The following is a 20,971-nucleotide window of genomic DNA, read 5'->3' on the forward strand; positions in this document are numbered from 1 at the left end:
CATGCCAGAGAGCAACCTTCCCGTGTTCCGGCGCATCGGCGTGATCGGCGCCGGTGCCATGGGCCGCGGCATCGCCCAGCTGTTCGCCAGCGCCGGGGTGCCGGTGCAGCTCTACGACAGCCGCGCCGAGAGCATCCAGCAGGCCCTGGCGTTCAACCGCGAGCTGCTCGAACGCGCCGCCGCCAAGGGCAGGCTCGACGCCGATGCCCTGGCCGCCACCCTGCAGCGCCTGCGCCCGGCCCACGGCCTGGACGAGCTGGCCGGCTGCGACCTGCTGATCGAAGCCATAGTCGAGGACCTGGGCGCCAAGCAGGCGCTGTTCGCCGAGCTGGAGGCGCGGGTGGCCGAGGACGCGGTGCTGGCCAGCAACACCTCGTCGCTGTCGATCACCCGCATCGCCGCGCGCTGCCGCCACCCCGAGCGGGTCGCCGGCTTCCACTTCTTCAACCCGGCGCCGCTGATGCGCATCGTCGAGGTGGTGCGCGGCCAGCGCACCGCCGAGGCGGTGGTGACGCGCCTCTCACGTCTCGCCGAGCAGGCCGGGCACTTCCCGGCGGTGAGCCCGGACAGCCCCGGCTTCATCGTCAACCACGCCGGCCGCGCCTACAGCACCGAGGCCCTGCGCATCCTCGGCGAGGGCATCGCCAGCGCCGCGCAGATCGACCGCATCCTGCGCGACGGCGCGGGCTTCCGCATGGGCCCCTTCGAGCTGTTCGACCTGACCGGGCTGGACGTTTCCCAGGCGGTGATGGAATCGCTGTACCAGCAGTTCTACCAGGACCCGCGCTACCTGCCCTCGCCCCTGGCGGCGCAGCGGGTGGCCGCCGGCCTGCTGGGGCGCAAGAGCGGCGAGGGCTTCTACCGCTACCAGGATGGCCAGCCGATCCGCGAGGCCGAGCCGCAAGCCGAACCGGTGCTGCTGGACCGCCCGTTCTGGCTCGACAGCCAGGACCCGGAACTGCGCCACCACGTCGGCCAGCTGCTGATCCAGGCCGGACTGGTGCTGGAGAGCGCCGAGGCGCCCTCGGCCCGGGCCATCTGCCTGGTCACCCCGCTGGGCGAGGACGCCAGCACCCGCATCGACGCCCTCGGCCTGCCGCCGGAGCGCAGCCTGGCCCTGGAAAGCTTCGGCGACCTCGACAAGCGCCGCGTGCTGATGCGCCAGCCGGCCCTCGACCCGCAGCTGGAGGCCCAGGCGCGCCAGGCCCTGGGCGCCGACGGCGTGCCGGTGGAGGTGATCAACGATTCCGCCGGCTTCGTCACCCAGCGGGTGATCGCCAGCGTCGTCAACCTGGGCTGCGAGATCGCCCAGCGCGGCATCGCCACCCCGCTGACCCTCGACCGCGCGGTGCAACTGGCCCTGGGCTACCCCTTCGGCCCGCTGGCCTTCGGCGAGCACTACGGCGCCGCGCGCATCCTCACCATCCTCCAGGGCCTGCAGGCCTGCTACGGCGAACCGCGCTACCGCCCCAGCCCCTGGCTGCGCCGCCGCGTACAGCTGGACCTGCCGCTGCACGCCCCGGATGCCGCGGACTGACCCCGGAGCCCCTTGTAGGAGCAACTGTCTTGCAGGCTGCGCCGCCTCTTTCCAACCCGTAGGGCGCATAACGCCTACGGCGTTATCCGCCGCGGCCGTCGGGCACCGGCGTTCCGGCCAACGGCGGATAACCGCGAACGGTTATTCGCCCTACGGTCGAGCACGGTCGTAAGCGGGCCCTGCCCGCGATTTCGCGCGCAGGGCGCGCTCCTACAGGGAAGCTACGCAGGTGGGGATGGCGTAGGAGCGGACTCCGTCCGCGATCATGGCGGATAACGCCGTAGGCGTTATGCGCCCTACGAACTATCGCGAACGCGGGAACCACAGGGTTCGCGAGCAAGCTCGCTCCTACAATTCCAGGGAGGTACGGTCGTAGGAGCGGGCCCTGCCCGCGAATCGCGCGCAGGGCGCGCTCCTACAGGGAAACTACGCAGGTGGGGATGGCGTAGGAGCGGACTCCGTCCGCGATAGGCCCAGCGCCGGCCCTGCCGGCGAAATCGCGGATAAATCCGCGCCTACGGGAGACATGCTTCACAACCACCGAAACCGCCCATCCGCAAGCTGCTCCAACGCCGCCTGGCGCTGCGCCGCGGGCAGGGCGCCGAGCCTTGCGGCCTGGGCGTAGAACGCCGGCCAGTCGCCGTCGACCTGGCGGTACAGCGCGGCGAAGGCCGGCACCCACTGGTCGTAGAGCGCGAAGGGCAGCAGCGTGGCGTTGTTCAGCGGCCCGTCGACCCAGCCGTCGAACAAACCCTTGCCGCCCCAGCGCCGGACCACCAACTGCCGGTATTCGCTACGCAGGCGCTCGAACTCGGCGGCCTTGCGCGTCCGCATGGCCTCCGGCGGCAGGCCGCTGGCGTAGAGCGCCTGCAACCGCGCCCGGGTCGCCAGCACCAGGGCCGCCAGCGCCTCGCGCTGCCGCGGCCCCGTGTCCGCCGGCAGCGGTCGGCCGCGGGAAGCCAGCCACTGGCGCAGCCCCTCGCGCTGCACGAAGACCGCCAGGGATTCGTTGAAGGCGGTGTCGCCGGGCAGGTACAGGCGCTGGTGGGCCAGCTCGTGGAAGATCAGCTCGGCCTGGTGCGCCTCGTCGCCGAGCATGGTGCTGAGGATGGGCGCGTCCTCGCGCCCGGGGATGGTGAAGGCCGCGGCCGCGCCTATGCAGGTGTCCAGGCCCTGGCGCTGCAGCTCGGCCGCCGCGCGGCGGGCGGCGTGGGGATCGTAGAAGCCCAGGTAGCTGACGCAGCCGGCGCGGGGAAAGCAGCGATCGCGCGGCCGCAGGGAGAACTCGTCGGTGGCGAACAGGTTCCACACCGCGTAGTCCCGGCCCAGGTCGGCGTAGCGGCGGTAGCTGGCGTTGTCCGGCAGGTCCAGGCGGCGGCTGGCGAAGTCGCGGGCGGCCACGGCGGCGGCGAGCAGGCGCCGGGTGCGCGCATCGGTGCCGGGGTCGGCCAGCACCTCGGCCACCGGCAGGGCGTTGGCCAGCACTTCCCGCTGGCCCTGGTGCAACTGCTCCTGGTAGCTCTCGGCGGCGCAGGCCATCAGCAACGGCAGGCACAGGCAGGCCAAGGTGCAGGGGGCGAAGCCCATGGCGCACCTCCATGCCCGTTGACCCGGGGCAGGGGGGCCATGAGGGCCCGCGGAAAGTCAAAAAAACGACTATCTACGGGTGAGATTAGCGCAGGCTGACGAATTCGCCGGCTTTCAGTCGCTCCAGGGCCGCCTGGCGCTGCTGCGCGGGCAGGGCGCCGAGCTTTTCGACCCGCGCATAGAACGCCGGCCAGTTGCCGCCCACCTGGCGCAGCAGGGTGGCGAAGGCCGGCACCCACTGGTCGTAGAGGCCGAAGGGCAGCAGCTTGGCGTTGTTCAGCGGGCCGTTCACCCAGGCGTCGTAGGGGCACTTGCCGGCCCATTCGCGCTGGCACAGCACGCGGTAGTCGCGGCGCAGGCGCTCGAATTCGGCGGCCTTGGCGGCGCGCTTGTCGGCTTCGGGCAGGTCGCGGGCATAGAGTTCCTTCAGACGCTCGCGGGTGTCCAGCACCAGGCGGGTGAAGCCTTCGCGCTGGCGCACGCGGCTGGCCTGCTCCGGCGGCAGGCCGCGGAAGGCGCGCCAGCGGCGGCCGCCCTCCTGCTCGACGAAGCTGGCATAGGACTCGTTGAAGGCGGTATCGCCGGGCAGGTAGAAGCGCTGGTGGGCCAGCTCGTGGAACAGCGTCTCGGCCAGGCGCTGGTCGTCCCAGCGCAGCATGCTGCTGATGATCGGGTCGTCGAACCAGCCGAGGGTGGAGTAGGCCTCCACGCCACCGACGTAGACGTCCCAGCCCTGCACCTTCAGGCGCTGCGCCTCGGCCTTTGCCCCGGCCTCGGCGTAGTAGCCGCGGTAGGCCACGCAGCCGGCGATGGGGAAGCAGTGGGTGAGCGGCTGCAGCGACAGTTCCGGCGCGGCGAACACGTTCCACACCACGTAGGGCCTGCGGATATCGCTGTACAGGCGGTAGCTGCGGTTGTTCGGCAAGGCCAGCTCGGCGCTGGCGAAGGCGCGGGCCTCCTGCGACAACGCCAGGCGCTGGCGCAGCCTGGCGTCGCGGGCGGGGTCGGCGACCACCTCGGCCACCGGTTCGCGGGCCGCCAGCAACTGCAGCTGGCCGCTGCCCAGCTGGCCGTAGTAGCCGGCGCTGGAACAACCGCCCAGCAGGAAGAAGGCCAGGCAGGGAACCCAGCGGGGCAATCGGCGGTCGAGAAACGCAATACACGGGCGGGCGGGCATGCGCGGCACATTAGCACAGGCCCCTCACCGCCGCTGCCTCGCACAACAAGACTGCCCTGGAGTGTACCCATGCGCCCGCTGCTGCTCGCCACCGGCCTGCTCGTCCTGAGCGGTTGCTCGCTGATCCTGCCGCAACCCGACCCCAACCGTGCCTGGATCGACCTCGACACCACCGGCCAGAGCGACCTCTCGGCCCTGGAGGTGGACGACAAGCCCTGGCACAGCACCCGCTACTTCGAGGTCGACCCCGGCCAGCACGAGTTGCGCGTGCGCTACCAGTTCCAGGTCGAGCCGCAGAACATCGGCTCCGAGGCCGCGGTTTCCGAGGCGATGTGGCGCGACTGCCAGCTGACCCTCAAGTACAAGGACTTCGGCGCCGGCCAGCGCTACCGCCTGGAGACCGGCAGCATCGGCTTCTACCCCTGGGCGCGGCTCTACGACGACCAGGCCAACGAAATCGCCCGCGGCCGCACCGGGCGCTGCGAGAAGGTCTGAGCCACGCGCCGCGGCGCCGCCCAGGGGGTATGCTGGAAGGATTCCCCGCTTCGAGCGACACCGCCATGCGCAAACTTCCGCTGCTGTTCCTGCCGGCCCTGCTGTGTGCCTGCGCCGGCCCGCTGCCGGCCCACGACCCGCAGCTGGCCTGGGTCGACCTCTACACCCAGCCGGCCAACACCCTGCTCGCCGAGCGCCTGGACAACCAGGTGCTGCGTGACGGCCGCTTCTTCCAGGTGCCGCCGGGCAAGCACGAGCTGGAGGTGCGCTACCAGTACGAGATTCCCGGGGGAGGCGGCGGCGGGCTGGCGATGAGCGACAACACCACGCAGATCACCTGCCGCGTGTGGCTGACCTACGACAACTTCGCCCCCGGCCAGCGCTACCGCCTGGAAGTGCGCCCGCAGCTGCGCAAGGCCCTGGCCCTGCTCACCGACGCCAGCGGCCGGCTGGTGGCCAAGACCGACTTCCAGGGGCGGATGAACTGCGGGCTGTTCTGAGCCGGGCGGCTCAGTCGTCGTTCTTCTGGTAGATGATCTTGCGCGTGCCGCCCTCGCAGCTGCCGACCACCATGCTGGGGTCCTTCACCTCGGCGTTGGTGACTATCTCCAGGGTGTAGGCGGTCACCCCGGCGGACTGGATCTTGGTCTCGATCTCCGCCTTGAGTTCCTCGCACGGCTTGGTCTTCGCCTGGGCGGCGCCCGCGCAGGCCAGGGCCAGCATCAGCACGGCGAACTTGCACACGGTCATGGCATTCCCTCGTCAGCCCCACCACGGGGCGCCCTATCCTAACGAGAGACAGCGCGGCGGCGACAGAGTGCCAAACGACGAAAGGGCGCCAATGGCGCCCCTTCGCGGTCCCGCGGCGGCTTCAGTGCCGCGAGTAGACGATCTCCTTGCTGCCGCCCTCGCAGGTGCCGACCACCTGGCGCCCGCCGCCCGCGCCCTTGTCGACGATCTCCAGGGTGTAGCCCGAGACGCCCTTGGCCTGGAGCTTGGCGTCGATCTCGGCCTTGAGCTCCTCGCACGGCTTGCCGGCGGCCAGGGCGCTTCCCGCCAAGGCCAGCAGGCCGGCGGCCAACAACACTTTCTTCATGGCTGATGCTCCTTCGCTGAACGAATGGACGAAGGGCCCGCTGGGCCCGTGTGAACGGCCGCGCCACGGCGGCCATGCAAGCCCCCGGAGCCCCGGCCCGCGGGCGCCCGGCGGCGAATGCCGGTCAGCTGTCGGCGATCTTGAAGCCGACCTTCAGCGTCACTTGGTAATGCCCCACCGCACCGTTCTCGATATGCCCGCGGGTGTCCACCACCTCGAACCATTCCAGGTCCCGCAACGACTTCGAGGCCTCGGCCAGGGCGTTGTTGATGGCGTCCTCGATGCTGGTGCGCGAGGAACCGACCAGCTCGATCTTCTTGTAGGTGTGATGGTTCGACATCGGGTGCTCCTTGGCGCGCCTGGCGGCGCACAGTGCTGAATGTCCTCGTAGGACACTAGCCGAGCCCTGGAAGTGCAGCAAATTGCCGCCAGCGGCCAATGGCCACGCGCCAGGGCGCGGCCAGGTCAGCCCAGCTCGCCCCGCAGCCAGCGGGCCAGGCGTTCGGCGCGGGCGTCGGTGCGTCGCGCCGGGGCCCACAGCGCCAGGCGCGCGGCGGTTTCGACGAAGCCCCAGGGCGCGGCCAGGCGGCCCGCGGCGAGGTCGTCGGCCACCAGCGCCTGGGGGGCGATGGCCACGCCCAGGCCGGCCACCGCCGCCTCCAGCAGGTAGTACAGGTGCTCGAAGCCCTGGCCCAGGCGCAGCGCGCCGGTGTCCAGGCCCTGGGCGAGCGCCCACTGCGGCCAGGCCTGGGGCCGCGAGGTGGTGTGCAGCAGTGCCTCGCCCAGCAGCGCCCGGGGCGCGGCCCGTTGCAACTCGGCGAAGCGCGGGTGGCGTGGGCTGAGCACCGGGCCGATGCGCTCGGCGGCCAGCTCGAACACCTGCATGTCCGCCGGCCATGGCGGCTCGGCGAACAGCAGGGTGGCGTCGACGCCGCCGCGCCGCGGGTCCTGCTCACCCTCGCTGGCCGACAGTTGCAGGCGCAGTTCCGGCAGCTCGCGGTTGAGGCGGTCCAGGCGCGGGATGAACCAGCGGGCCAGCAGGCTGCCCGGGCAACCGAGCACGAAGGGCGCCTCGCCGCCGGCCTGGCGCAGTTCGGTGCAGACGCGGCGCAAGCGCTCGAAGGCATCGCCGCTGGCCTCGCCCAGGCGGCGGCCGGCATCGGTGAGTTTTACGCCGCGCCCGTCCTTGGCCAGCAGGGCCACGCCGAGGTCTTCCTCCAGTTGCCGCAGCTGCCGGCTCACCGCGCCGTGGGTGACGTGCAGCTCGGCTGCCGCCTGGCCTACGCCGCCAAGGCGGGCCACGGCGTCGAAGGCGCGCAGGGCGTTGAGCGGGGGAAGGTCGCGGCTCATGGCGTTCAACCTGTGAGTTTTCCTGACATGTCTGGGCGATCTTATCGCTTTTCCCGCCTGCCCGGCAGTCGTATCCTCGGCACATTCCGTAGGAGCAACGGCCTTGCGCCGAGGTGCTCTTCGTAGGATGGGTTGAGCTTGCGAAACCCATGCGGTTGCGCTGATGGGTATCGCTTCGCTCAACGCCATCCTACGAAAAGCCGTGCTTCCCTGGAGGTGTAGGAGCGGGCCCTGCCCGCGATCGCGCCCAGGGGCGCTCCTACCTACCGACACAAGAGGAACCTTCCCATGTCCACATTGCGCACCGGTCCCGACGCCAAGGGCCTGTTCGGCAGCTTCGGCGGCCAGTACGTCGCCGAGACCCTGATGCCGCTGATCCACGACCTGGCCCGCGAGTACGACAAGGCCAAGGACGACCCGGAATTCCTCAAGGAGCTGGCCTACTTCCAGCGCGACTACGTCGGCCGCCCGAGCCCGCTGTACTTCGCCGAGCGCCTGACCGAGCACTGCGGCGGGGCGAAGATCTACCTCAAGCGCGAAGAGCTGAACCACACCGGCGCGCACAAGATCAACAACTGCATCGGCCAGATCCTCCTGGCCAAGCGCATGGGCAAGCAGCGCATCATCGCCGAGACCGGCGCCGGCATGCACGGCGTGGCCACCGCCACCGTGGCGGCGCGCTTCGGCATGAAGTGCGTGGTCTACATGGGCACCACCGACATCGACCGCCAGCAGGCCAACGTCTTCCGCATGCGCCTGCTGGGCGCCGAGGTGATCCCGGTCACCGCCGGCACCGGCACCCTCAAGGACGCCATGAACGAAGCCCTGCGCGACTGGGTGACCAACGTCCACGACACCTTCTACCTGATCGGCACCGTGGCCGGCCCGCACCCCTACCCGGCGATGGTCCGCGACTTCCAGGCGGTGATCGGCAAGGAAACCCGCGAGCAGCTGGCCGAGAAGGAAGGCCGCCTGCCCGACTCCCTGGTCGCCTGCATCGGCGGCGGCTCCAACGCCATGGGCCTGTTCCACCCGTTCCTGGATGACGCCAGCGTCAAGATCATCGGCGTGGAAGCCGCCGGCCACGGCATCGAGACCGGCAAGCACGCGGCCAGCCTGAACGGCGGCGTGCCCGGCGTGCTGCACGGCAACCGCACCTTCCTGCTGCAGGACGAGGACGGCCAGATCATCGACGCCCACTCCATCTCCGCCGGCCTGGACTACCCCGGCATCGGCCCTGAACACGCCTGGCTGCACGACATAGGCCGCGTCGAGTACACCTCGATCACCGACCACGAGGCGCTGCAGGCCTTCCATACCTGCTGCCGCCTGGAAGGCATCATCCCGGCGCTGGAGTCCTCCCACGCCCTGGCCGAGGTGTTCAAGCGCGCGCCGAACCTGCCCAAGGACCACATCATGGTGGTGAACCTGTCCGGTCGTGGCGACAAGGACATGCAGACCGTCATGCACCACATGCAACAGGAGCAGAAAGCATGAGCCGCCTGCAGACCCGCTTCGCCGAACTGAAACAGCAGAACCGCGCCGCCCTGGTGACCTTCATCACCGCCGGCGACCCGGGCTACTCCACCTCGCTGGACATCCTCAAGGGCCTGCCCGAGGCCGGCGCCGACGTGATCGAGCTGGGCATGCCGTTCACCGACCCCATGGCCGACGGCCCGGCGATCCAGCTGGCCAACATCCGCGCCCTGGGCAACGGCCAGAACCTGGCCAAGACGCTGAAGATGGTCCGCGAGTTCCGCGCCGGCAACGACAGCACCCCGCTGGTGCTGATGGGTTACTTCAACCCAATCCACTACTACGGCGTCGAGCGTTTCATCGCCGATGCCAAGGAAGCCGGCGTCGACGGCCTGATCATCGTCGACCTGCCGCCGGAGCATAACGAGGACCTGTGCCAGCCGGCCCAGGCCGCGGGGCTGGACTTCATCCGCCTGACCACCCCGACCACCGACGACAAGCGCCTGCCCACCGTGCTGGAAGGCAGCTCGGGCTTCGTCTACTACGTCTCGGTGGCCGGCGTGACCGGCGCCGGCGCGGCAACCCTGGAGCACGTCGAGCAGGCCGTGGCGCGCCTGCGCCGCCACACCGAGCTGCCGGTGGCCATCGGCTTCGGCATCCGCACCCCGGAACACGCCGCCAGCATCGCCCGCCTGGCCGACGGCGTGGTGGTGGGCTCGGCGCTGGTGGACAAGATCGCCAGCGCGCAAAGCTCCGCCGACGCCGTCGAAGGCGTGCTGGGGCTGTGCCGCGAGCTGGCCGAGGGCGTGCGCAAGGCGCGCTGACAGGCCGGGTTCGCGAGCAAGCTAGCGCCTACGTGAAGCGTCGTAGGATGGGACGAGCGGAGCGATACCCATCGCCATGGCGGAAAGCCGCGAACGGGTCGCCATGGAGCGAGGGTAGATCGAGGTCAGGCGGCGTATAACCGCGAACGGTTATACGCCCTACGTTTCTGCGGTTCGCGAGCAAGCTCACGCCTACGAAGAGCTTTCCGCCGTTCAGGCCGGCATCGCCGTATCGCCCAGCGCGTTGCGCAGGCTGGCCAGGTCGCGCAGCGGCGGGGCGCCGAACAGGCGGCTGTATTCGCGGCTGAACTGCGAGGGGCTCTCGTAGCCCACGCGGTGGCCGGCCACCGCCACTTCCAGGCCCTCGGAGAGCATCAGCCGGCGCGCCTCCTGCAGGCGCAGCTGCTTCTGGTACTGCAGCGGGCTGAGCGCGGTGACTTCCTTGAAGCGGTGGTGCAGGGTCGAGGCGCTGAGGTTGACCTCGCGGGCCAGGTCGTCGATGCGCAGGGCCTTGTCGTAGTTGCGGTTGAGCCATTCGATGGCGCGGGTGACGCGGTGGGTCTGGCTGTCGGTCATCGCCAGGTCGTGCAGCAGGTGGCCCTGGGGCCCGCGCAGCAGGCGGTAGAGAATCTCGCGGATGAACAGCGGCGCCAGCATGGGGATGTCGCGCGGGCTGTCGAGCAGGCGCATCAGCCGCAGCAGGGCGTCGAGCACCGTGGTGTCCAGGCGTTGCAGGTAGATGCCGCGGCTGGCCGGGCGCGGGGTGGCGCCGGCCAGGCCGGCGTCGGCGATCAGCCGGGTCAGCTCGCCGGGGTCGATGTCCAGGCGCAGCGACAGGTAGGGCTTGTCCGGCGAGGCGTCGACCACCTGGCCGGACACCGGCAGGGTCACCGAGACCACCAGCAGGTTGAGCTCGTCGTAGCGGTAGATTTCCGGGCCGACGCGGATTTCCTTGCTGCCCTGGGCGATGACGCACAGCGCCGGGCGGTACAGGGTCGGCATGCGGCCTTCGCTGGGCTGGTCCATGCGCGCCAGCGACAGCGCCTCGATGGCGGTGTCGTGGACGCCGGAGAGGCTGTTGCAGTGGCGCTCGATGATATCGGCCAGTTCCTGGCGACTGGCGGTGACGGGGTCGTGGGGCTGCGACATACGGGGGCCTCCGAAAGTGGCGGCGTCCAGCTTACGCCCGGGCCCGGGCGGGAAGTGTGACAGGGCGACGGGCGCTGGAGGATCGGGCAAGCAATCGGCAGGATCGTACAAGCTGGCCGCCACGGGAAGCCCCCATCATGCCAGCCAGGCCGGGGAATCCGCCGTTTCGGGCAAGGCGCCGGCGATGGCGCAGGATCGGGCAAGAAGCCGGCAGCATCCGTCTACCGCTGGCCAGGGCCCCGCCCCTACTCTGGCACAACCGGGCCGAGCCCCATTCCAGTGCCCGGGACAGGAGGAAATCGCCCATGGCCATTCGCCAACCGCTCGAACACCACCTGCTGATCCAGTCCCGCCCCGGCCACGAGGCCGAGCTGGCGCAACTGCTGGACCGCCTGATCAGCGCCGCGCACCAGGTGCCCGGCTGCCAGTCCTACGAGGTGCTGCTGCCGGCCACCACCAGCGACTTCTGGCGCCTGCGTGGCCGCTGGGCCGACGCCGAAAGCCTGCAGGCCTACCTGGAACTGCCGCTGCAACAGCTGCTGGGGGAAATCCTCCAGCACCACGCCCTGAGCCTGCACACCCACCTGGACGCGCCGCGCGAGGATTCCCGCGCGGCCTGAGCCCCCTCAGTACTCCATGCGCCAGCCCAGGGTGAAGGTACGCCCGCGGCCCTGGTAGTCGTAGAGGTAGGCCGGCCCGTAGGTCGGCGAATAGAACAGTGTCGCCCGCTGCCCCCACACGGTGCTGTACTCGCGGTCCAGCAGGTTCTGGATGCCCGCGCTGAAGGTGCCGAACCCCGTCTTGCGTTCCCCCATCAGGTCGAAGGTGGTGTAGCCGTCGATCTCGTGGTCGGCGTCGTCCTTCAGGCTCATGGCGTGGTTGGCCTGCAGCCGCGCGCTGTTGACCTCGTCGTTCCAGCCAACGAAGGCGGTGGCCTTGGACAGCGAGGCGTAGCGCGCGTCGCGCTTGATCCAGTCGCCGTCGGCGTCCTCTTCCTCGGAACGCACCAGGTGCAGGGTGGTGCCGCCCTGCCAGCCGTTCTCGAAGTAGCGCGTCAGCGCGCCCTCGAAGCCGAAGTCGCGGCTCTTCTGGTCGACCACGTCGATGGTCAGGGTGGCCTGGTCGGTGGTGATGACCTTGTCCGACCAGATGTAGTACAGCGCGGTCTGCGCCTGCCAGTTCATGTCCGCGTAGCGCCAGCCCAGCTCGACCTGGCGGCTCTTGATCCCGGCCAGCGGGTTGTCGTCCACCGACAGCCCGGGCTTGCCGTAGTACTTGGCCGGGTCGGGCAGGTCGAAGCCCTCGCTGTAGTTGCCCCACAGCTGGTGGCCGTTGTGGAAGTCGTAGATGGCGCCGAGGTTGAACAGGTTGACCTGGTAGTCGTTGCTGCCGCCGGGCACGCCCTTGAAGTCGTCGACCTCGACGTCCATCTTCTGGTGCCGCGCGCCGCCGGAGAGGGTCAGGTCGTCGGTCAGCTTCCAGTCCAGCTGGCCGTAGAACGACAGGCCGTCGACCACGTAGCTGGGGTAGCGCGGCGCGCTGCTGGCGGTGCCCAGGTCGAGGCCGCCGCTTTCCGAGGAGACCAGTTGGTCGAAGGTCTTCTGCTCGGCGTTGAAGCGCTCGTGGTCCAGGTCCACGCCGTAGGTGAACTTGAAGGCGTCCCACTGCTTGCTGAACAGGCCCTTGAGGCCGCTGACCTCGAAGTTCTGCTGCGAGGCGGCGAAGTACACCCCGTTCACCCCGGCCGGCTTGCCGGCGTTGTAGTAGGGGAAGGGGTAGAAGTTGTCGTCTTCCTTGCGGTAGTAGACCTGCAGGTAGAGGTCCTGGTCCAGCAGGTTGGCGTGGTGGTAGTTGGCGTTGAGCAGCAGGCGGCGGGTCTGCGGCTCCAGGTCGGTGTCCATGCCGCTGCGGATCTGCGCGTCGTCCAGGTCCGACGGGGCCTTGTAGTTCAGGTGCGGAAAGTAGATGCCGGTGCTGCCGTCGTTGCCCGAGTCGTAGTACTGGGCCAGCAGGTCCAGGCTCTGCTCGTCGGTGAACTGCGCGGTGAGGTTGCCCATGACGTCGACGGTGCGGTTGTACTGCAGGTCGGTCTGGGTGTTGTCGATGAAGATCTGGTTGCCGGCGCCGTCGTAGAAGGCCTCGTTCTTCTCGGCGGAGACGCCGAGGCGGCCGCTCAGGCGATCGGTGCCGCCGCTGACCGACTGGGCCAGGCGGGTGGAGAGGTCGTCGCTGTTGTTGAAGCCGCTGCTGGCGCCGAGCTGGCTCTCGAAGCGGGCGCCGCCGGGCGCGCCCTTCCTGGTGATGATGTTGATGATGCCGCCGGTGGCGCCGCCGCCGTAGATGGCGCTGGCGCCGGAGAGCACCTCGATGCGCTCGACGTTGAACGGCGAGATGCTGTCGAACTGCCGCGACAGGCCGCGGGAGCTGTTCTGGCTGACGCCGTCGATCATCACCAGCACGTTGCGCCCGCGCATGTTCTGGCCGTAGTTGGTGCGCCCCTCCGGGGCCAGGTCGAGGCCGGGCACCAGCTTGCCCACGGCCTCCTTGAGGCTGACGCCGGTGTCCAGCTGTTCGCGCAGCTGGGCCTGGTCGACCACCCAGACGGTGCCGGGGATGGAGCTGATGTCGGTGGGGGTGCGCGCGGCCACGCTGATCTGCGTCGGCGCCATGCTCAGTGGCTCGCCGCCGGCGGCCTTCTCGCGCTGCAGCACGACGGTGCGCTCGTCGCTGAAGCTCCAGCGCATGCCGCTGCCGGAAAGCAGCCTGTCCAGCGCTTCCTCGCGGCTGTAGCGGCCATCCAGGCCGGGGCTCTTCAGGCCCTGGACGTCCTCGGAGTTGAACAGCAGGTGCAGGCCGGCCTGGTCGGCGAACTGCGTCAGGGCGCTGTCCAGGCTACGCGGCGCGATGTGCAGCTCGAGGTCCCCGGCGGCCAGGGCCAGGGGGCTGGCGCCGCCGAGCAGGGTGGCCAGGGCCAGGGCGCGGTACAGCGGGGAGAAGCGGTGATGCATGCGGTGGTTTCCGTTCTTGTGGGCGTGGGCGCGTTTGTTGGGAATTCTTCGCGTTCATGCCTACGACGAAACGGGGGGCTGACCTTGCAGTGGGGGATCGAAAAAATTTTCATTTGCAGGGGACGGCTGTAGGAGCGAGCTTGCTCGCGAACAGCGCTTACCGGCAGCTTCGGTGTGTTGGTTTGGCGCCGCACCCTCTCCCCAGCCCTCTCCCTGAAGGGAGAGGGGGCTAGTCCGTGCCGAGAGGAGGAATGGTTTCAGCCGGACACCAACGGCGCTGCCGGCTGACTCAGTAATATCCAAACGCTCCGAACGGTCCCCTCTCCCTTCAGGGAGAGGGTTAGGGAGAGGGCGCTCTCCAACCCCTACGAAGAAACCGGCCTGACCACCACCAACCAAGGCAACCGCGTCACCCGCACCGGCTGCAACCGCTGCAACGTCTGCAGCAACGCATCAGGATCATCCAAATCGAACACCCCGCTGACCTTGTGCCGGCGCAGCGCCTCGTCGGTCAGCAGGATGCGCCCCGGCAGGTAACGCTCCAGCTCCGCCAGCACCTCGCCCAGCGGGCGCTGGTTGAAGATCAGCTTGCCGCGCTGCCAGGCGCTGGCGCTGTCCAGGTCCAGCGGCTGCACCGGGCCGGGGGCGGCCTGGTAGGCCAGGCGCTCGCCGGCGGCCAGGCGCACCGCCGGTTTGCCGCCGGCCTCCACTCGCACCACGCCCTCGGTCACCGCCACCTGTACGCCCGGCCCGCGGCTGTCGACGTCGAAGCGGGTGCCCACGGCGGTCACCTCGCCATCGCCCGCGTGCACCACGAAGGGCCGCTGGGCGTCCTTGGCCACCTCGAACAGCGCCTCGCCGCCGTACAGGCGCAGGCTCCGGCGGCTGGCGGAAAAGTCCACCGAAAGCGCGCTGGCACTGTTCAGCCAGACGCGGCTGCCGTCGGCCAGCTCGACCAGCCGGCGTTCGCCGGTGCGGGTGGCGTAGTCGGCGTAAATCCCGGCCACGGGCGTGGGCAGGGCCGCCGCCACGGCCAACGCGGCGACGCAAGCGGCCGCCGCCACGACAGCCAGGCGGCGCGGGCGCAGCAGGCGGTGGCGGCGGGCCACGCGGGTGGCCGGCAAGGCGCCCCACAGGGCTTCGGCGCTGCGCGCGGCACTTTCGTGTTCCGGGCTCTGCGCGCGCCATTGGATGAACTCGCGGCGGCGGCCGGCCTCGACGCGGCCGGAGTGCAGTTCCACCAGCCAGTCGAGGGCCTGGTTCTCCAGGTCGATGCGGCTCATGGCTGCGCCTCCTGCTGTAGCAGGTGGTCGCGGCAATGGCGCATGGCCTGGACGATGTACTTGCCCACCATGCTCTCGGAGACGCCGAGGCGGCGGGCAATCTGCGCGTGGGTCAGGCCGTCCAGGCGGTTCATCAGCAGTGCCTGGCGGGCCTTGGGCGGCAGTCGGTCGAGGGCGGCGTCGAGCTGTTCCAGGGCCTCGCGGGCGAGCAGGCGCGATTCCAGGCCGGCGCCGGGGTCGCTGACTTCGTTGGCCGCCGTTTCCTCGACGTGCAACTCGGCCAGCCGGCCCTCGCGGCGCAGGTTGTCGATGGCCAGGTTGCCGGCGACGCGGAACAGGTAGGCGCGGGGGTCCTGCACCTCGGTGTCGGGGTTCTGGTCGGCCAGGCGCAGCCAGGTGTCCTGGGCCACGTCGGCGGCGCGCTGGTTGTCGCCCAGGCGGCGGGCGAGGAAGCGCAGCAGGTCCGCATAGTGCGCCTGGAAGCTCTGCAGGAGGCTGGAGGAGGCGAAACGCCGCATGATGACCGCGATACCCTGGAATACCGGCCCGCCGCGGGCGGGCCGCCGGTAAAGCGGGCAAGCATACAACGAATCGAGAATCATTATCGAATTCAGCCGAACTGCGACAGGTCCAGCGGCCGCACGGCGCCCATCCAGATGGCGTGGTCGCGGTGGTCGCGCAGGTCGTCGCCGGTGTCCGGGTGGATGAACACCACCAGGCCGCCGCGGTGCAGCGCCAGCCAAGGCACCACGGCGGCGAAGGCTTCGCTGCCGAAGGCCAGCTGGCAGCTCCAGTCCGGGTGCGGGCCGACCGGGCGCTGGTGCATGCGGCCCATCTTTACGCCGAACAGGCGCACCGCCTCCTCGCAGAGTTCGCGGGCCTGCTCCAGGCTGTCGGCATCGTAGTAGACGTGGGCGTGGTAGCCGTGGATCTCGTTCATTCGTCCTGTTCCAGTTCGGCGCGCAGCCAGTCGACGAAGGGCTGCAGCAGGCGGGCGCGGCGCTTGCGCTCGGGCAGCACGGCGTAATAGCCGTAGCGCGACGCCGCGCTCTCGCGGATGGGCCGGCACAGTAACCCCTGCTCCAGCAGTTCGTCGACCAGGTGGCGCCAGCCGATGGCCACGCCCTGGCCGGCGATTGCCGCCTGCACCAGCAGCGTGTAGTTGTCGAAGCGTAGCCCGGAAGCCTCCGGCGGGCGCGGCAGCTCCAGGGCGCGGAACAGGCCCGGCCAGTCGAACCAGCGGCTGTGGGCCTCGGGCTTCAGGTGCAGCAATGGCAGGCGCTGCAGCTCCTCCAGGGGCAGCGGCGCCTGGCGCTCGCCGAGCAGGCGCGGGCTGCACACCGGGAAGACTTCCTCGCCGAACAGCAGCAACGGCTCGCCATGCTTGAAGCGCCCGTCGCCGAAGGCAATGGCCACGTCCACGTCGCTGCGCAGGCTGCTGGGGCTGCGCTCGCTGCTCAGCAGGCTGACGTCCAGTTCCGGGTGCCGCAGGCGGAAGCGCGGCAGGCGCGGCATCAGCCAGTAGGCGGCGAAGGCGAAGTCGGTGGCCACCTGCAGCACCTCCTGGGTGCGCCGGGCGCTGACCGCGGCGACGCCCGCCTCCAGCTCCGCCAGCCCGGTCTGCACGTGGCGCAGCAGCAACTGGCCGCTTTCCGTCAGAACGATGCCGCGGTGCACGCGGTCGAACAGACGCACGCCCAGTAGCTTCTCCAGGCGCTTGATCTGCTGGCTCACCGCCGGCTGGCTGCTGCCCAGTTCGGCGGCGGCCGCGGTGAAGCCCTGCTCGCGGGCGGCGCACTCGAATACGCGGAGCAGTTCCAGGGGCAGGCTCATGGTTGCGCCACCCATAAGCTGGTGTTATCCGAAGCATGTATGGCCATGCGGTTTACCCCCTGCCGGCGCGGCGTGACACTGCTGTCACGCACTATTCCATAACAACCGTGCATAGGATAAGTCCCGCCATGCCACGCCCGAACATTCTCTTCATCATGGCCGACCAGATGGCCGCGCCGCTGCTGCCCCTCCACGATGCCGCCTCGCCCATCCGCATGCCCAACCTGATGCGCCTGGCCGAGCGAGCCGTGGTGTTCGACTCGGCCTACTGCAACAGCCCGCTGTGCGCGCCCTCGCGCTTCACCCTGGTGAGCGGCCAGCTGCCGACGAAGATCGGCGCCTGGGACAACGCCGCCGACTTCGCCGCCGACGTCCCCACCTACGCCCACCACCTGCGCCGCCTGGGCTACCGCACGGCGCTGTCGGGCAAGATGCACTTCTGCGGCCCGGACCAGCTGCACGGCTATGAGGAGCGCCTGACCAGCGACATCTACCCCGCCGACTACGGCTGGGCGGTGAACTGGGACGAGCCGGAGGTGCGCCCCAGTTGGTACCACAACATGTCCTCGGTGCTGCAGGCCGGGCCCTGCGTGCGCACCAACCAGCTGGACTTCGACGACGAGGTGGTGTTCAAGGCGCGCCAGTACCTCTACGACCACGTCCGCGAGCACGCCGAGCAGCCGTTCTGCCTGACCGTCTCCATGACCCACCCCCACGACCCCTACACCATCCCCCGCGAGTACTGGGACCTGTACCGCGACGAGGACATCCCGCTGCCGTCGGTGGAACTGGCGCAGCACGAGCAGGACCCGCACTCCCAGCGCCTGCTCAAGGTCATCGACCTGTGGGGCAAGCCGCTGCCGCCGGAGAAGATCCGCGACGCCCGCCGCGCCTACTTCGGCGCCTGCAGCTACGTCGACGCGCAGATAGGCGCGCTGCTCAGGACCCTGGAGGAATGCGACCTGGCCGAGAACACCCTGGTGGTGTTCTCCGGCGACCACGGCGACATGCTTGGCGAGCGCGGCCTCTGGTACAAGATGCACTGGTTCGAGATGGCCGCCCGCGTGCCCATGCTGATCCACGCCCCGGGCCGCTTCGCGGCGCGCCACGTGGCCGAGTCGGTGTCCACCCTCGACCTGCTGCCGACCCTGGTGGAACTGGCCGGCGGCGAGCTGCCGCAGGACCTGGAGCTGGACGGCCGTTCGCTGCTGCCGCACCTGCAAGGCCAGGGCGGGCACGACGAGGTGATCGGCGAGTACACCGCCGAAGGCACCCTCAGCCCGCTGATGATGATCCGCCGCGGCGACTACAAGTTCGTCTACTCCGAACAGGACCCTTGCCTGCTCTATGACCTGAAGAACGACCCGCGCGAGCTGGAGAACCTGGCCGGCTCGGCGGCGCACCGCGAGCTGTTCGACGCCTTCCTGGCCGAAGCCCGGCAGCGTTGGGACATCCCGGCGATCACCGCCCGCGTGCTGGCCAGCCAGCGCCGCCGGCGCTTCGTCGCCGACGCCTTGCAGCGCGGCAAGCTGACCAGCTGGGACCACCAGCCCTTCGTCGATGCCAGCCAGCAGTACATGCGCAACCACATCGACCTGGACGACCTGGAGCGCCGCGCCCGCTATCCCAAACCCTGATAACCAAAACCAGAAGAAGCCGAGGGGAGATGAGCATGACCAAGTTAAGTGCATTGCTGCTGGCCACCACCATGGCGCTGGCCGGCCAGGCCGCGCGGGCCGAGGACGAAGCCTGCGCCACGGTGAAACTGGCCGATCCGGGCTGGACCGACATCGCCGTGACCAACGGCGTCGCCAGCTTCCTGCTCGACGCCCTGGGCTACCAGGCCAAGGTCGACACCCTCTCGGTGCCGATCACCTACGGCGGCCTGCGCGACGGCCAGGTGGACGCCTTCCTCGGCAACTGGATGCCGGCGCAGCAGGGCTTCCACGACCAGTTCATCGCCAGCGGCCAGGTCACGCAACTGGCGAAGAACCTGGAAGGCACCGAGTTCACCCTGGCCGTGCCGACCTACGTCTACGACGCCGGGGTGAAGAACTTCGCCGACCTGCAGAAGCACGCCGACCAGTTCAACCACAAGGTCTACGGCATCGGCTCGGGCGCGCCGGCCAACCAGTCGATCCAGAAGATGATCGGCGGCAACGAGTTCGGCCTGGGCGACTGGAAGCTGGTGGAATCCAGCGAGCAGGCCATGCTCGCCGAGGTGAGCCGGGCGGTGAAGCGCGACCGCTGGATCGTCTTCCTCGGCTGGACGCCGCACCCGATGAACGTGAAGTACGACATGAAGTACCTGGCCGGCGGCGACAAGTACTTCGGCAGCACCGGCAGCGTCTACACCGTCACCCGCAACGGCTACGCCAAACAGTGCCCGAACAGCGCGAAGCTGCTGGCCAACCTGAGCTTCGACCTGAAGATGGAGAATGCCATCATGGCCGAGGTGCTGGAGAAGAACGTCGCCAACCAGCAGGCGGTGAAAGCCTGGATCAAGGCCAACCCGCAGGTCCTGGGCAAATGGTTGGACGGCGTGAAGACCCGCGATGGCGGCGACGCCCTGGCCGCCGTGCAGGCTAGGCTCTGAACCGCCGATGACGCGCCTGCTGCCGTTTCTTGCCTGGCTGCCAGGCTTAGGCCCGCGCGGGGTGGCGCGCGAGGCCTGGGTCGGCCTGGCCGGCGCGGTGCTGGCCCTGCCGCAGTCCATCGCCTATGCGCTGATCGCCGGGCTGCCGCCGCAGTACGGGCTCTACGCGGCCATGCTGCCGGTGGCGGTGGCCTGCCTGTGGGGCTCGTCGAGGCACATGGTGGGCGGGCCCACCGCGGCCATCTCGGTGGTGCTCTACGCCACGGTGGCGCCCCTGGCGCCGCCGGGCAGCGAGCTGTTCATCCACTACGTGCTGCTGCTGACCTTCCTCGCCGGCCTCCTGCAATGGGCCCTGGGCGCGATGCGCGCCGGGGTGCTGCTGAACTTCGTCTCGCACTCGGTGATGCTCGGCTTCACCCTGGGCGCGGCGCTGGTCATCGCCCTGGGCCAGTTGCCTTACCTGCTGGGCGTTGAAGTGCACAGCCGCGGCAGTGCCCTGGACGGCACGCGCCTGCTGCTGGCGCGCCTGGGCGAGTGCGACCCGGCGTCCCTGGCCATCGGCCTGCTGAGCCTGGCGGCGAGCCTGCTGTGCCGCTGGCTGCGGCCGCGCTGGCCGGCGCTGATGCTCGGCCTGCTGCTGGCCAGCCTGGCGGTCTGGGCGCTGCCCGCCTGGTTCGGCGGCGTGGCGCGGGTGCAGGCCTTCGCCAGCGCGCTGCCGCCATTCAGCCCGCTGCAGGCCGACGCGGCGAGCATCGCCGCGCTGCTGCCCGGCGCCCTGGCCTGCGGCCTGCTGGGCCTGGTCACCAGCCTGTCCATCGCCCGCGCCCTGGCCGCGCGCAGCCAGCAGGTGCTGGACGCCAACCGGGAAATCCGCGCCCAGGGCCTGTCCAACCTGCTCGGCCCCTGGTTCTCCGCCAGCCTCTCGGCAGGCTCCTTCACCCGCTCCGGGCTGAACCTCGAAGCCGGCGCGCGCACACCGCTGGCCGGGATGTTCTCCGCCGCCTGGGTCGCGGTGCTGGCGGTGGCCGGCGCCGGGCTGATCACCCACATCCCGCTGCCGGCCATGGCCGGCGGCATTCTGCTGATCGCCTGGGGCCTGGTCGACCGCCCGGCGCTGCGCGCCCTGTGGCGCGGCAGCCGCAGCGAGTTCGCGGTGATGGCCCTGACCGCCGCGGCGACCCTGCTGCTGCCGCTGCAGAACGCCATCTACCTGGGCGTGCTGGCCTCGCTGCTGCTCTACCTGCGGCGCACCTCGCAGCCGCGGGTGGAACGCTGGCAGGCCAGCGAGGAGGAAGTGCTGCGGGTGGAGGGCTCGATCTTCTTCGGCGCCTGCGACTACCTGCAGCGCCTGATCCAGGCCAGCCAGGGCCGGCGCCTGGTGCTGGACGCCAGGCACGTGAACTTCATCGACTTCGCCGGCGCGCACATGCTCCAGCAGGAAGCCCGAAGGCTGGCCGGGGAGGGCCGCCACCTGGTGCTGCGCCACGCCCGCCCGCGGGTGCGCGAGGAACTGGCGAAACAGATCGGCGAAGGCGCGGTTTTGCAGGTGGAGTAGGGCGC

General features: G+C 70.0%; 21 protein-coding genes. 9 read left to right on the forward strand and 12 right to left on the reverse strand.

The window, feature by feature from the left end; translation table 11 throughout:
- The first annotated feature begins 1 nt into the window (after position 1).
- Positions 2-1,537: a 3-hydroxyacyl-CoA dehydrogenase gene (locus PKO50_RS30635; protein WP_275628113.1), complete on the forward strand. Its 1,536-nt coding sequence runs from the start codon at positions 2-4 to the stop codon at positions 1,535-1,537.
- Between the two features lie 531 nt (positions 1,538-2,068).
- Here PKO50_RS30635 and PKO50_RS30640 read toward each other — a convergent pair.
- Positions 2,069-3,124 carry an aminopeptidase gene (locus tag PKO50_RS30640; protein ID WP_275628114.1) on the reverse strand — a complete coding sequence of 352 codons (1,056 nt, stop codon included), beginning with the start codon at positions 3,122-3,124 and terminating at the stop codon, positions 2,069-2,071.
- An 85-nt stretch (positions 3,125-3,209) separates the two neighbouring features.
- A complete protein-coding gene (locus PKO50_RS30645; protein ID WP_275628115.1) occupies positions 3,210-4,301 on the reverse strand; it encodes an aminopeptidase in 1,092 nt (363 codons plus the stop codon).
- A gap of 69 nt (positions 4,302-4,370) precedes the next feature.
- Between PKO50_RS30645 and PKO50_RS30650 the strand changes: the two genes are divergently transcribed.
- Together PKO50_RS30650 and PKO50_RS30655 are read left to right on the forward strand one after the other, a co-directional pair.
- Positions 4,371-4,796: a hypothetical protein gene (locus tag PKO50_RS30650; RefSeq protein ID WP_089392758.1), complete on the forward strand. Its 426-nt coding sequence runs from the start codon at positions 4,371-4,373 to the stop codon at positions 4,794-4,796.
- A gap of 65 nt (positions 4,797-4,861) precedes the next feature.
- The gene (locus PKO50_RS30655; RefSeq protein ID WP_275628116.1) at positions 4,862-5,296 is read left to right on the forward strand and encodes a hypothetical protein; all 435 of its coding nucleotides are present in this window, start codon (positions 4,862-4,864) and stop codon (positions 5,294-5,296) included.
- 10 nt (positions 5,297-5,306) lie between these two features.
- Here PKO50_RS30655 and PKO50_RS30660 read toward each other — a convergent pair whose 3' ends face one another.
- From PKO50_RS30660 to PKO50_RS30675, 4 genes are all read right to left on the reverse strand, one after another.
- Positions 5,307-5,519, reverse strand: coding sequence for a DUF1161 domain-containing protein (locus PKO50_RS30660; protein ID WP_099049091.1), 213 nt, complete (start codon positions 5,517-5,519; stop codon positions 5,307-5,309).
- A gap of 148 nt (positions 5,520-5,667) precedes the next feature.
- A complete protein-coding gene (locus tag PKO50_RS30665) occupies positions 5,668-5,892 on the reverse strand; it encodes a DUF1161 domain-containing protein (protein ID WP_089392756.1) in 225 nt (74 codons plus the stop codon).
- A gap of 124 nt (positions 5,893-6,016) precedes the next feature.
- Positions 6,017-6,232: a dodecin gene (locus PKO50_RS30670; protein WP_089392755.1), complete on the reverse strand. Its 216-nt coding sequence runs from the start codon at positions 6,230-6,232 to the stop codon at positions 6,017-6,019.
- Positions 6,233-6,357: 125 nt separating this feature from the next.
- Complete coding sequence (locus PKO50_RS30675; protein ID WP_275628117.1) at positions 6,358-7,242, reverse strand: LysR family transcriptional regulator; 885 nt, start codon at positions 7,240-7,242, stop codon at positions 6,358-6,360.
- Positions 7,243-7,530: 288 nt separating this feature from the next.
- Between PKO50_RS30675 and trpB the strand changes: the two genes are divergently transcribed.
- The gene (gene trpB, locus PKO50_RS30680; RefSeq protein ID WP_275628118.1) at positions 7,531-8,739 is read left to right on the forward strand and encodes a tryptophan synthase subunit beta; all 1,209 of its coding nucleotides are present in this window, start codon (positions 7,531-7,533) and stop codon (positions 8,737-8,739) included.
- The gene (gene trpA / locus PKO50_RS30685) at positions 8,736-9,542 is read left to right on the forward strand and encodes a tryptophan synthase subunit alpha (protein WP_275628119.1); all 807 of its coding nucleotides are present in this window, start codon (positions 8,736-8,738) and stop codon (positions 9,540-9,542) included. The genes trpB and trpA overlap by 4 nt, the downstream gene beginning before the upstream one ends.
- 213 nt (positions 9,543-9,755) lie before the next feature.
- On the opposite strand, the gene PKO50_RS30690 is transcribed toward trpA, so the two are convergent.
- Complete coding sequence (locus tag PKO50_RS30690; protein ID WP_275628120.1) at positions 9,756-10,691, reverse strand: AraC family transcriptional regulator; 936 nt, start codon at positions 10,689-10,691, stop codon at positions 9,756-9,758.
- 305 nt (positions 10,692-10,996) lie between these two features.
- On the opposite strand from PKO50_RS30690, the gene PKO50_RS30695 reads away from it, so the two are divergent.
- Positions 10,997-11,311 carry an antibiotic biosynthesis monooxygenase family protein gene (locus PKO50_RS30695; protein WP_275628121.1) on the forward strand — a complete coding sequence of 105 codons (315 nt, stop codon included), beginning with the start codon at positions 10,997-10,999 and terminating at the stop codon, positions 11,309-11,311.
- 6 nt (positions 11,312-11,317) lie between these two features.
- Here the strand turns inward: PKO50_RS30695 and PKO50_RS30700 are convergent, their stop codons facing one another.
- From PKO50_RS30700 to PKO50_RS30720, 5 genes are all read right to left on the reverse strand, one after another.
- Positions 11,318-13,699: a TonB-dependent receptor gene (locus PKO50_RS30700; protein ID WP_275628122.1), complete on the reverse strand. Its 2,382-nt coding sequence runs from the start codon at positions 13,697-13,699 to the stop codon at positions 11,318-11,320.
- Positions 13,700-14,064: 365 nt separating this feature from the next.
- Positions 14,065-14,982, reverse strand: coding sequence for a FecR family protein (locus PKO50_RS30705; RefSeq protein WP_109932807.1), 918 nt, complete (start codon positions 14,980-14,982; stop codon positions 14,065-14,067).
- On the reverse strand, positions 14,979-15,500 hold the full coding sequence (locus PKO50_RS30710) for a sigma-70 family RNA polymerase sigma factor (protein WP_275628123.1): 522 nt from the start codon (positions 15,498-15,500) through the stop codon (positions 14,979-14,981). Before PKO50_RS30710 ends, PKO50_RS30705 begins: the two co-directional genes overlap by 4 nt.
- A 92-nt stretch (positions 15,501-15,592) precedes the next feature.
- Positions 15,593-15,922, reverse strand: coding sequence for a DOPA 4,5-dioxygenase family protein (locus PKO50_RS30715; RefSeq protein WP_275628124.1), 330 nt, complete (start codon positions 15,920-15,922; stop codon positions 15,593-15,595).
- Positions 15,919-16,815 carry a LysR family transcriptional regulator gene (locus PKO50_RS30720; protein WP_275628125.1) on the reverse strand — a complete coding sequence of 299 codons (897 nt, stop codon included), beginning with the start codon at positions 16,813-16,815 and terminating at the stop codon, positions 15,919-15,921. Before PKO50_RS30720 ends, PKO50_RS30715 begins: the two co-directional genes overlap by 4 nt.
- Positions 16,816-16,943: 128 nt before the next feature.
- Here PKO50_RS30720 and betC point away from each other — a divergent pair, with 128 nt between their 5' ends.
- Genes betC through PKO50_RS30735 form a run of 3 tightly spaced genes read left to right on the forward strand, consistent with a single transcriptional unit; the run spans position 16,944 to position 20,966 of the window.
- Positions 16,944-18,452 carry a choline-sulfatase gene (gene betC / locus PKO50_RS30725; protein ID WP_275628126.1) on the forward strand — a complete coding sequence of 503 codons (1,509 nt, stop codon included), beginning with the start codon at positions 16,944-16,946 and terminating at the stop codon, positions 18,450-18,452.
- Positions 18,453-18,487: 35 nt separating this feature from the next.
- A complete protein-coding gene (locus tag PKO50_RS30730; RefSeq protein WP_275628127.1) occupies positions 18,488-19,411 on the forward strand; it encodes a choline ABC transporter substrate-binding protein in 924 nt (307 codons plus the stop codon).
- Positions 19,412-19,418: 7 nt separating this feature from the next.
- Positions 19,419-20,966, forward strand: a complete 1,548-nt coding sequence (locus PKO50_RS30735) for a SulP family inorganic anion transporter (protein ID WP_109932798.1) — start codon at positions 19,419-19,421, stop codon at positions 20,964-20,966.
- Positions 20,967-20,971: the final 5 nt, after the last annotated feature.

It is taken from the genome of Pseudomonas sp. 273 (assembly GCF_029201425.1).
In the GTDB taxonomy this organism is placed as follows: domain Bacteria; phylum Pseudomonadota; class Gammaproteobacteria; order Pseudomonadales; family Pseudomonadaceae; genus Pseudomonas; species Pseudomonas delhiensis.

Coding starts and splice junctions, on each gene's coding strand:
- PKO50_RS30635 (WP_275628113.1), top strand. CDS start 2: ATGCCAGAGAGCAACCTTCCCGTGTTCCGGCGCATCGGCGTGATCGGC.
- PKO50_RS30640 (WP_275628114.1), bottom strand. CDS start 3,124: ATGGGCTTCGCCCCCTGCACCTTGGCCTGCCTGTGCCTGCCGTTGCTG.
- PKO50_RS30645 (WP_275628115.1), bottom strand. CDS start 4,301: ATGCCCGCCCGCCCGTGTATTGCGTTTCTCGACCGCCGATTGCCCCGC.
- PKO50_RS30650 (WP_089392758.1), top strand. CDS start 4,371: ATGCGCCCGCTGCTGCTCGCCACCGGCCTGCTCGTCCTGAGCGGTTGC.
- PKO50_RS30655 (WP_275628116.1), top strand. CDS start 4,862: ATGCGCAAACTTCCGCTGCTGTTCCTGCCGGCCCTGCTGTGTGCCTGC.
- PKO50_RS30660 (WP_099049091.1), bottom strand. CDS start 5,519: ATGCTGGCCCTGGCCTGCGCGGGCGCCGCCCAGGCGAAGACCAAGCCG.
- PKO50_RS30665 (WP_089392756.1), bottom strand. CDS start 5,892: ATGAAGAAAGTGTTGTTGGCCGCCGGCCTGCTGGCCTTGGCGGGAAGC.
- PKO50_RS30670 (WP_089392755.1), bottom strand. CDS start 6,232: ATGTCGAACCATCACACCTACAAGAAGATCGAGCTGGTCGGTTCCTCG.
- PKO50_RS30675 (WP_275628117.1), bottom strand. CDS start 7,242: ATGAGCCGCGACCTTCCCCCGCTCAACGCCCTGCGCGCCTTCGACGCC.
- trpB (WP_275628118.1), top strand. CDS start 7,531: ATGTCCACATTGCGCACCGGTCCCGACGCCAAGGGCCTGTTCGGCAGC.
- trpA (WP_275628119.1), top strand. CDS start 8,736: ATGAGCCGCCTGCAGACCCGCTTCGCCGAACTGAAACAGCAGAACCGC.
- PKO50_RS30690 (WP_275628120.1), bottom strand. CDS start 10,691: ATGTCGCAGCCCCACGACCCCGTCACCGCCAGTCGCCAGGAACTGGCC.
- PKO50_RS30695 (WP_275628121.1), top strand. CDS start 10,997: ATGGCCATTCGCCAACCGCTCGAACACCACCTGCTGATCCAGTCCCGC.
- PKO50_RS30700 (WP_275628122.1), bottom strand. CDS start 13,699: ATGCATCACCGCTTCTCCCCGCTGTACCGCGCCCTGGCCCTGGCCACC.
- PKO50_RS30705 (WP_109932807.1), bottom strand. CDS start 14,982: ATGAGCCGCATCGACCTGGAGAACCAGGCCCTCGACTGGCTGGTGGAA.
- PKO50_RS30710 (WP_275628123.1), bottom strand. CDS start 15,500: ATGCGGCGTTTCGCCTCCTCCAGCCTCCTGCAGAGCTTCCAGGCGCAC.
- PKO50_RS30715 (WP_275628124.1), bottom strand. CDS start 15,922: ATGAACGAGATCCACGGCTACCACGCCCACGTCTACTACGATGCCGAC.
- PKO50_RS30720 (WP_275628125.1), bottom strand. CDS start 16,815: ATGAGCCTGCCCCTGGAACTGCTCCGCGTATTCGAGTGCGCCGCCCGC.
- betC (WP_275628126.1), top strand. CDS start 16,944: ATGCCACGCCCGAACATTCTCTTCATCATGGCCGACCAGATGGCCGCG.
- PKO50_RS30730 (WP_275628127.1), top strand. CDS start 18,488: ATGACCAAGTTAAGTGCATTGCTGCTGGCCACCACCATGGCGCTGGCC.
- PKO50_RS30735 (WP_109932798.1), top strand. CDS start 19,419: ATGACGCGCCTGCTGCCGTTTCTTGCCTGGCTGCCAGGCTTAGGCCCG.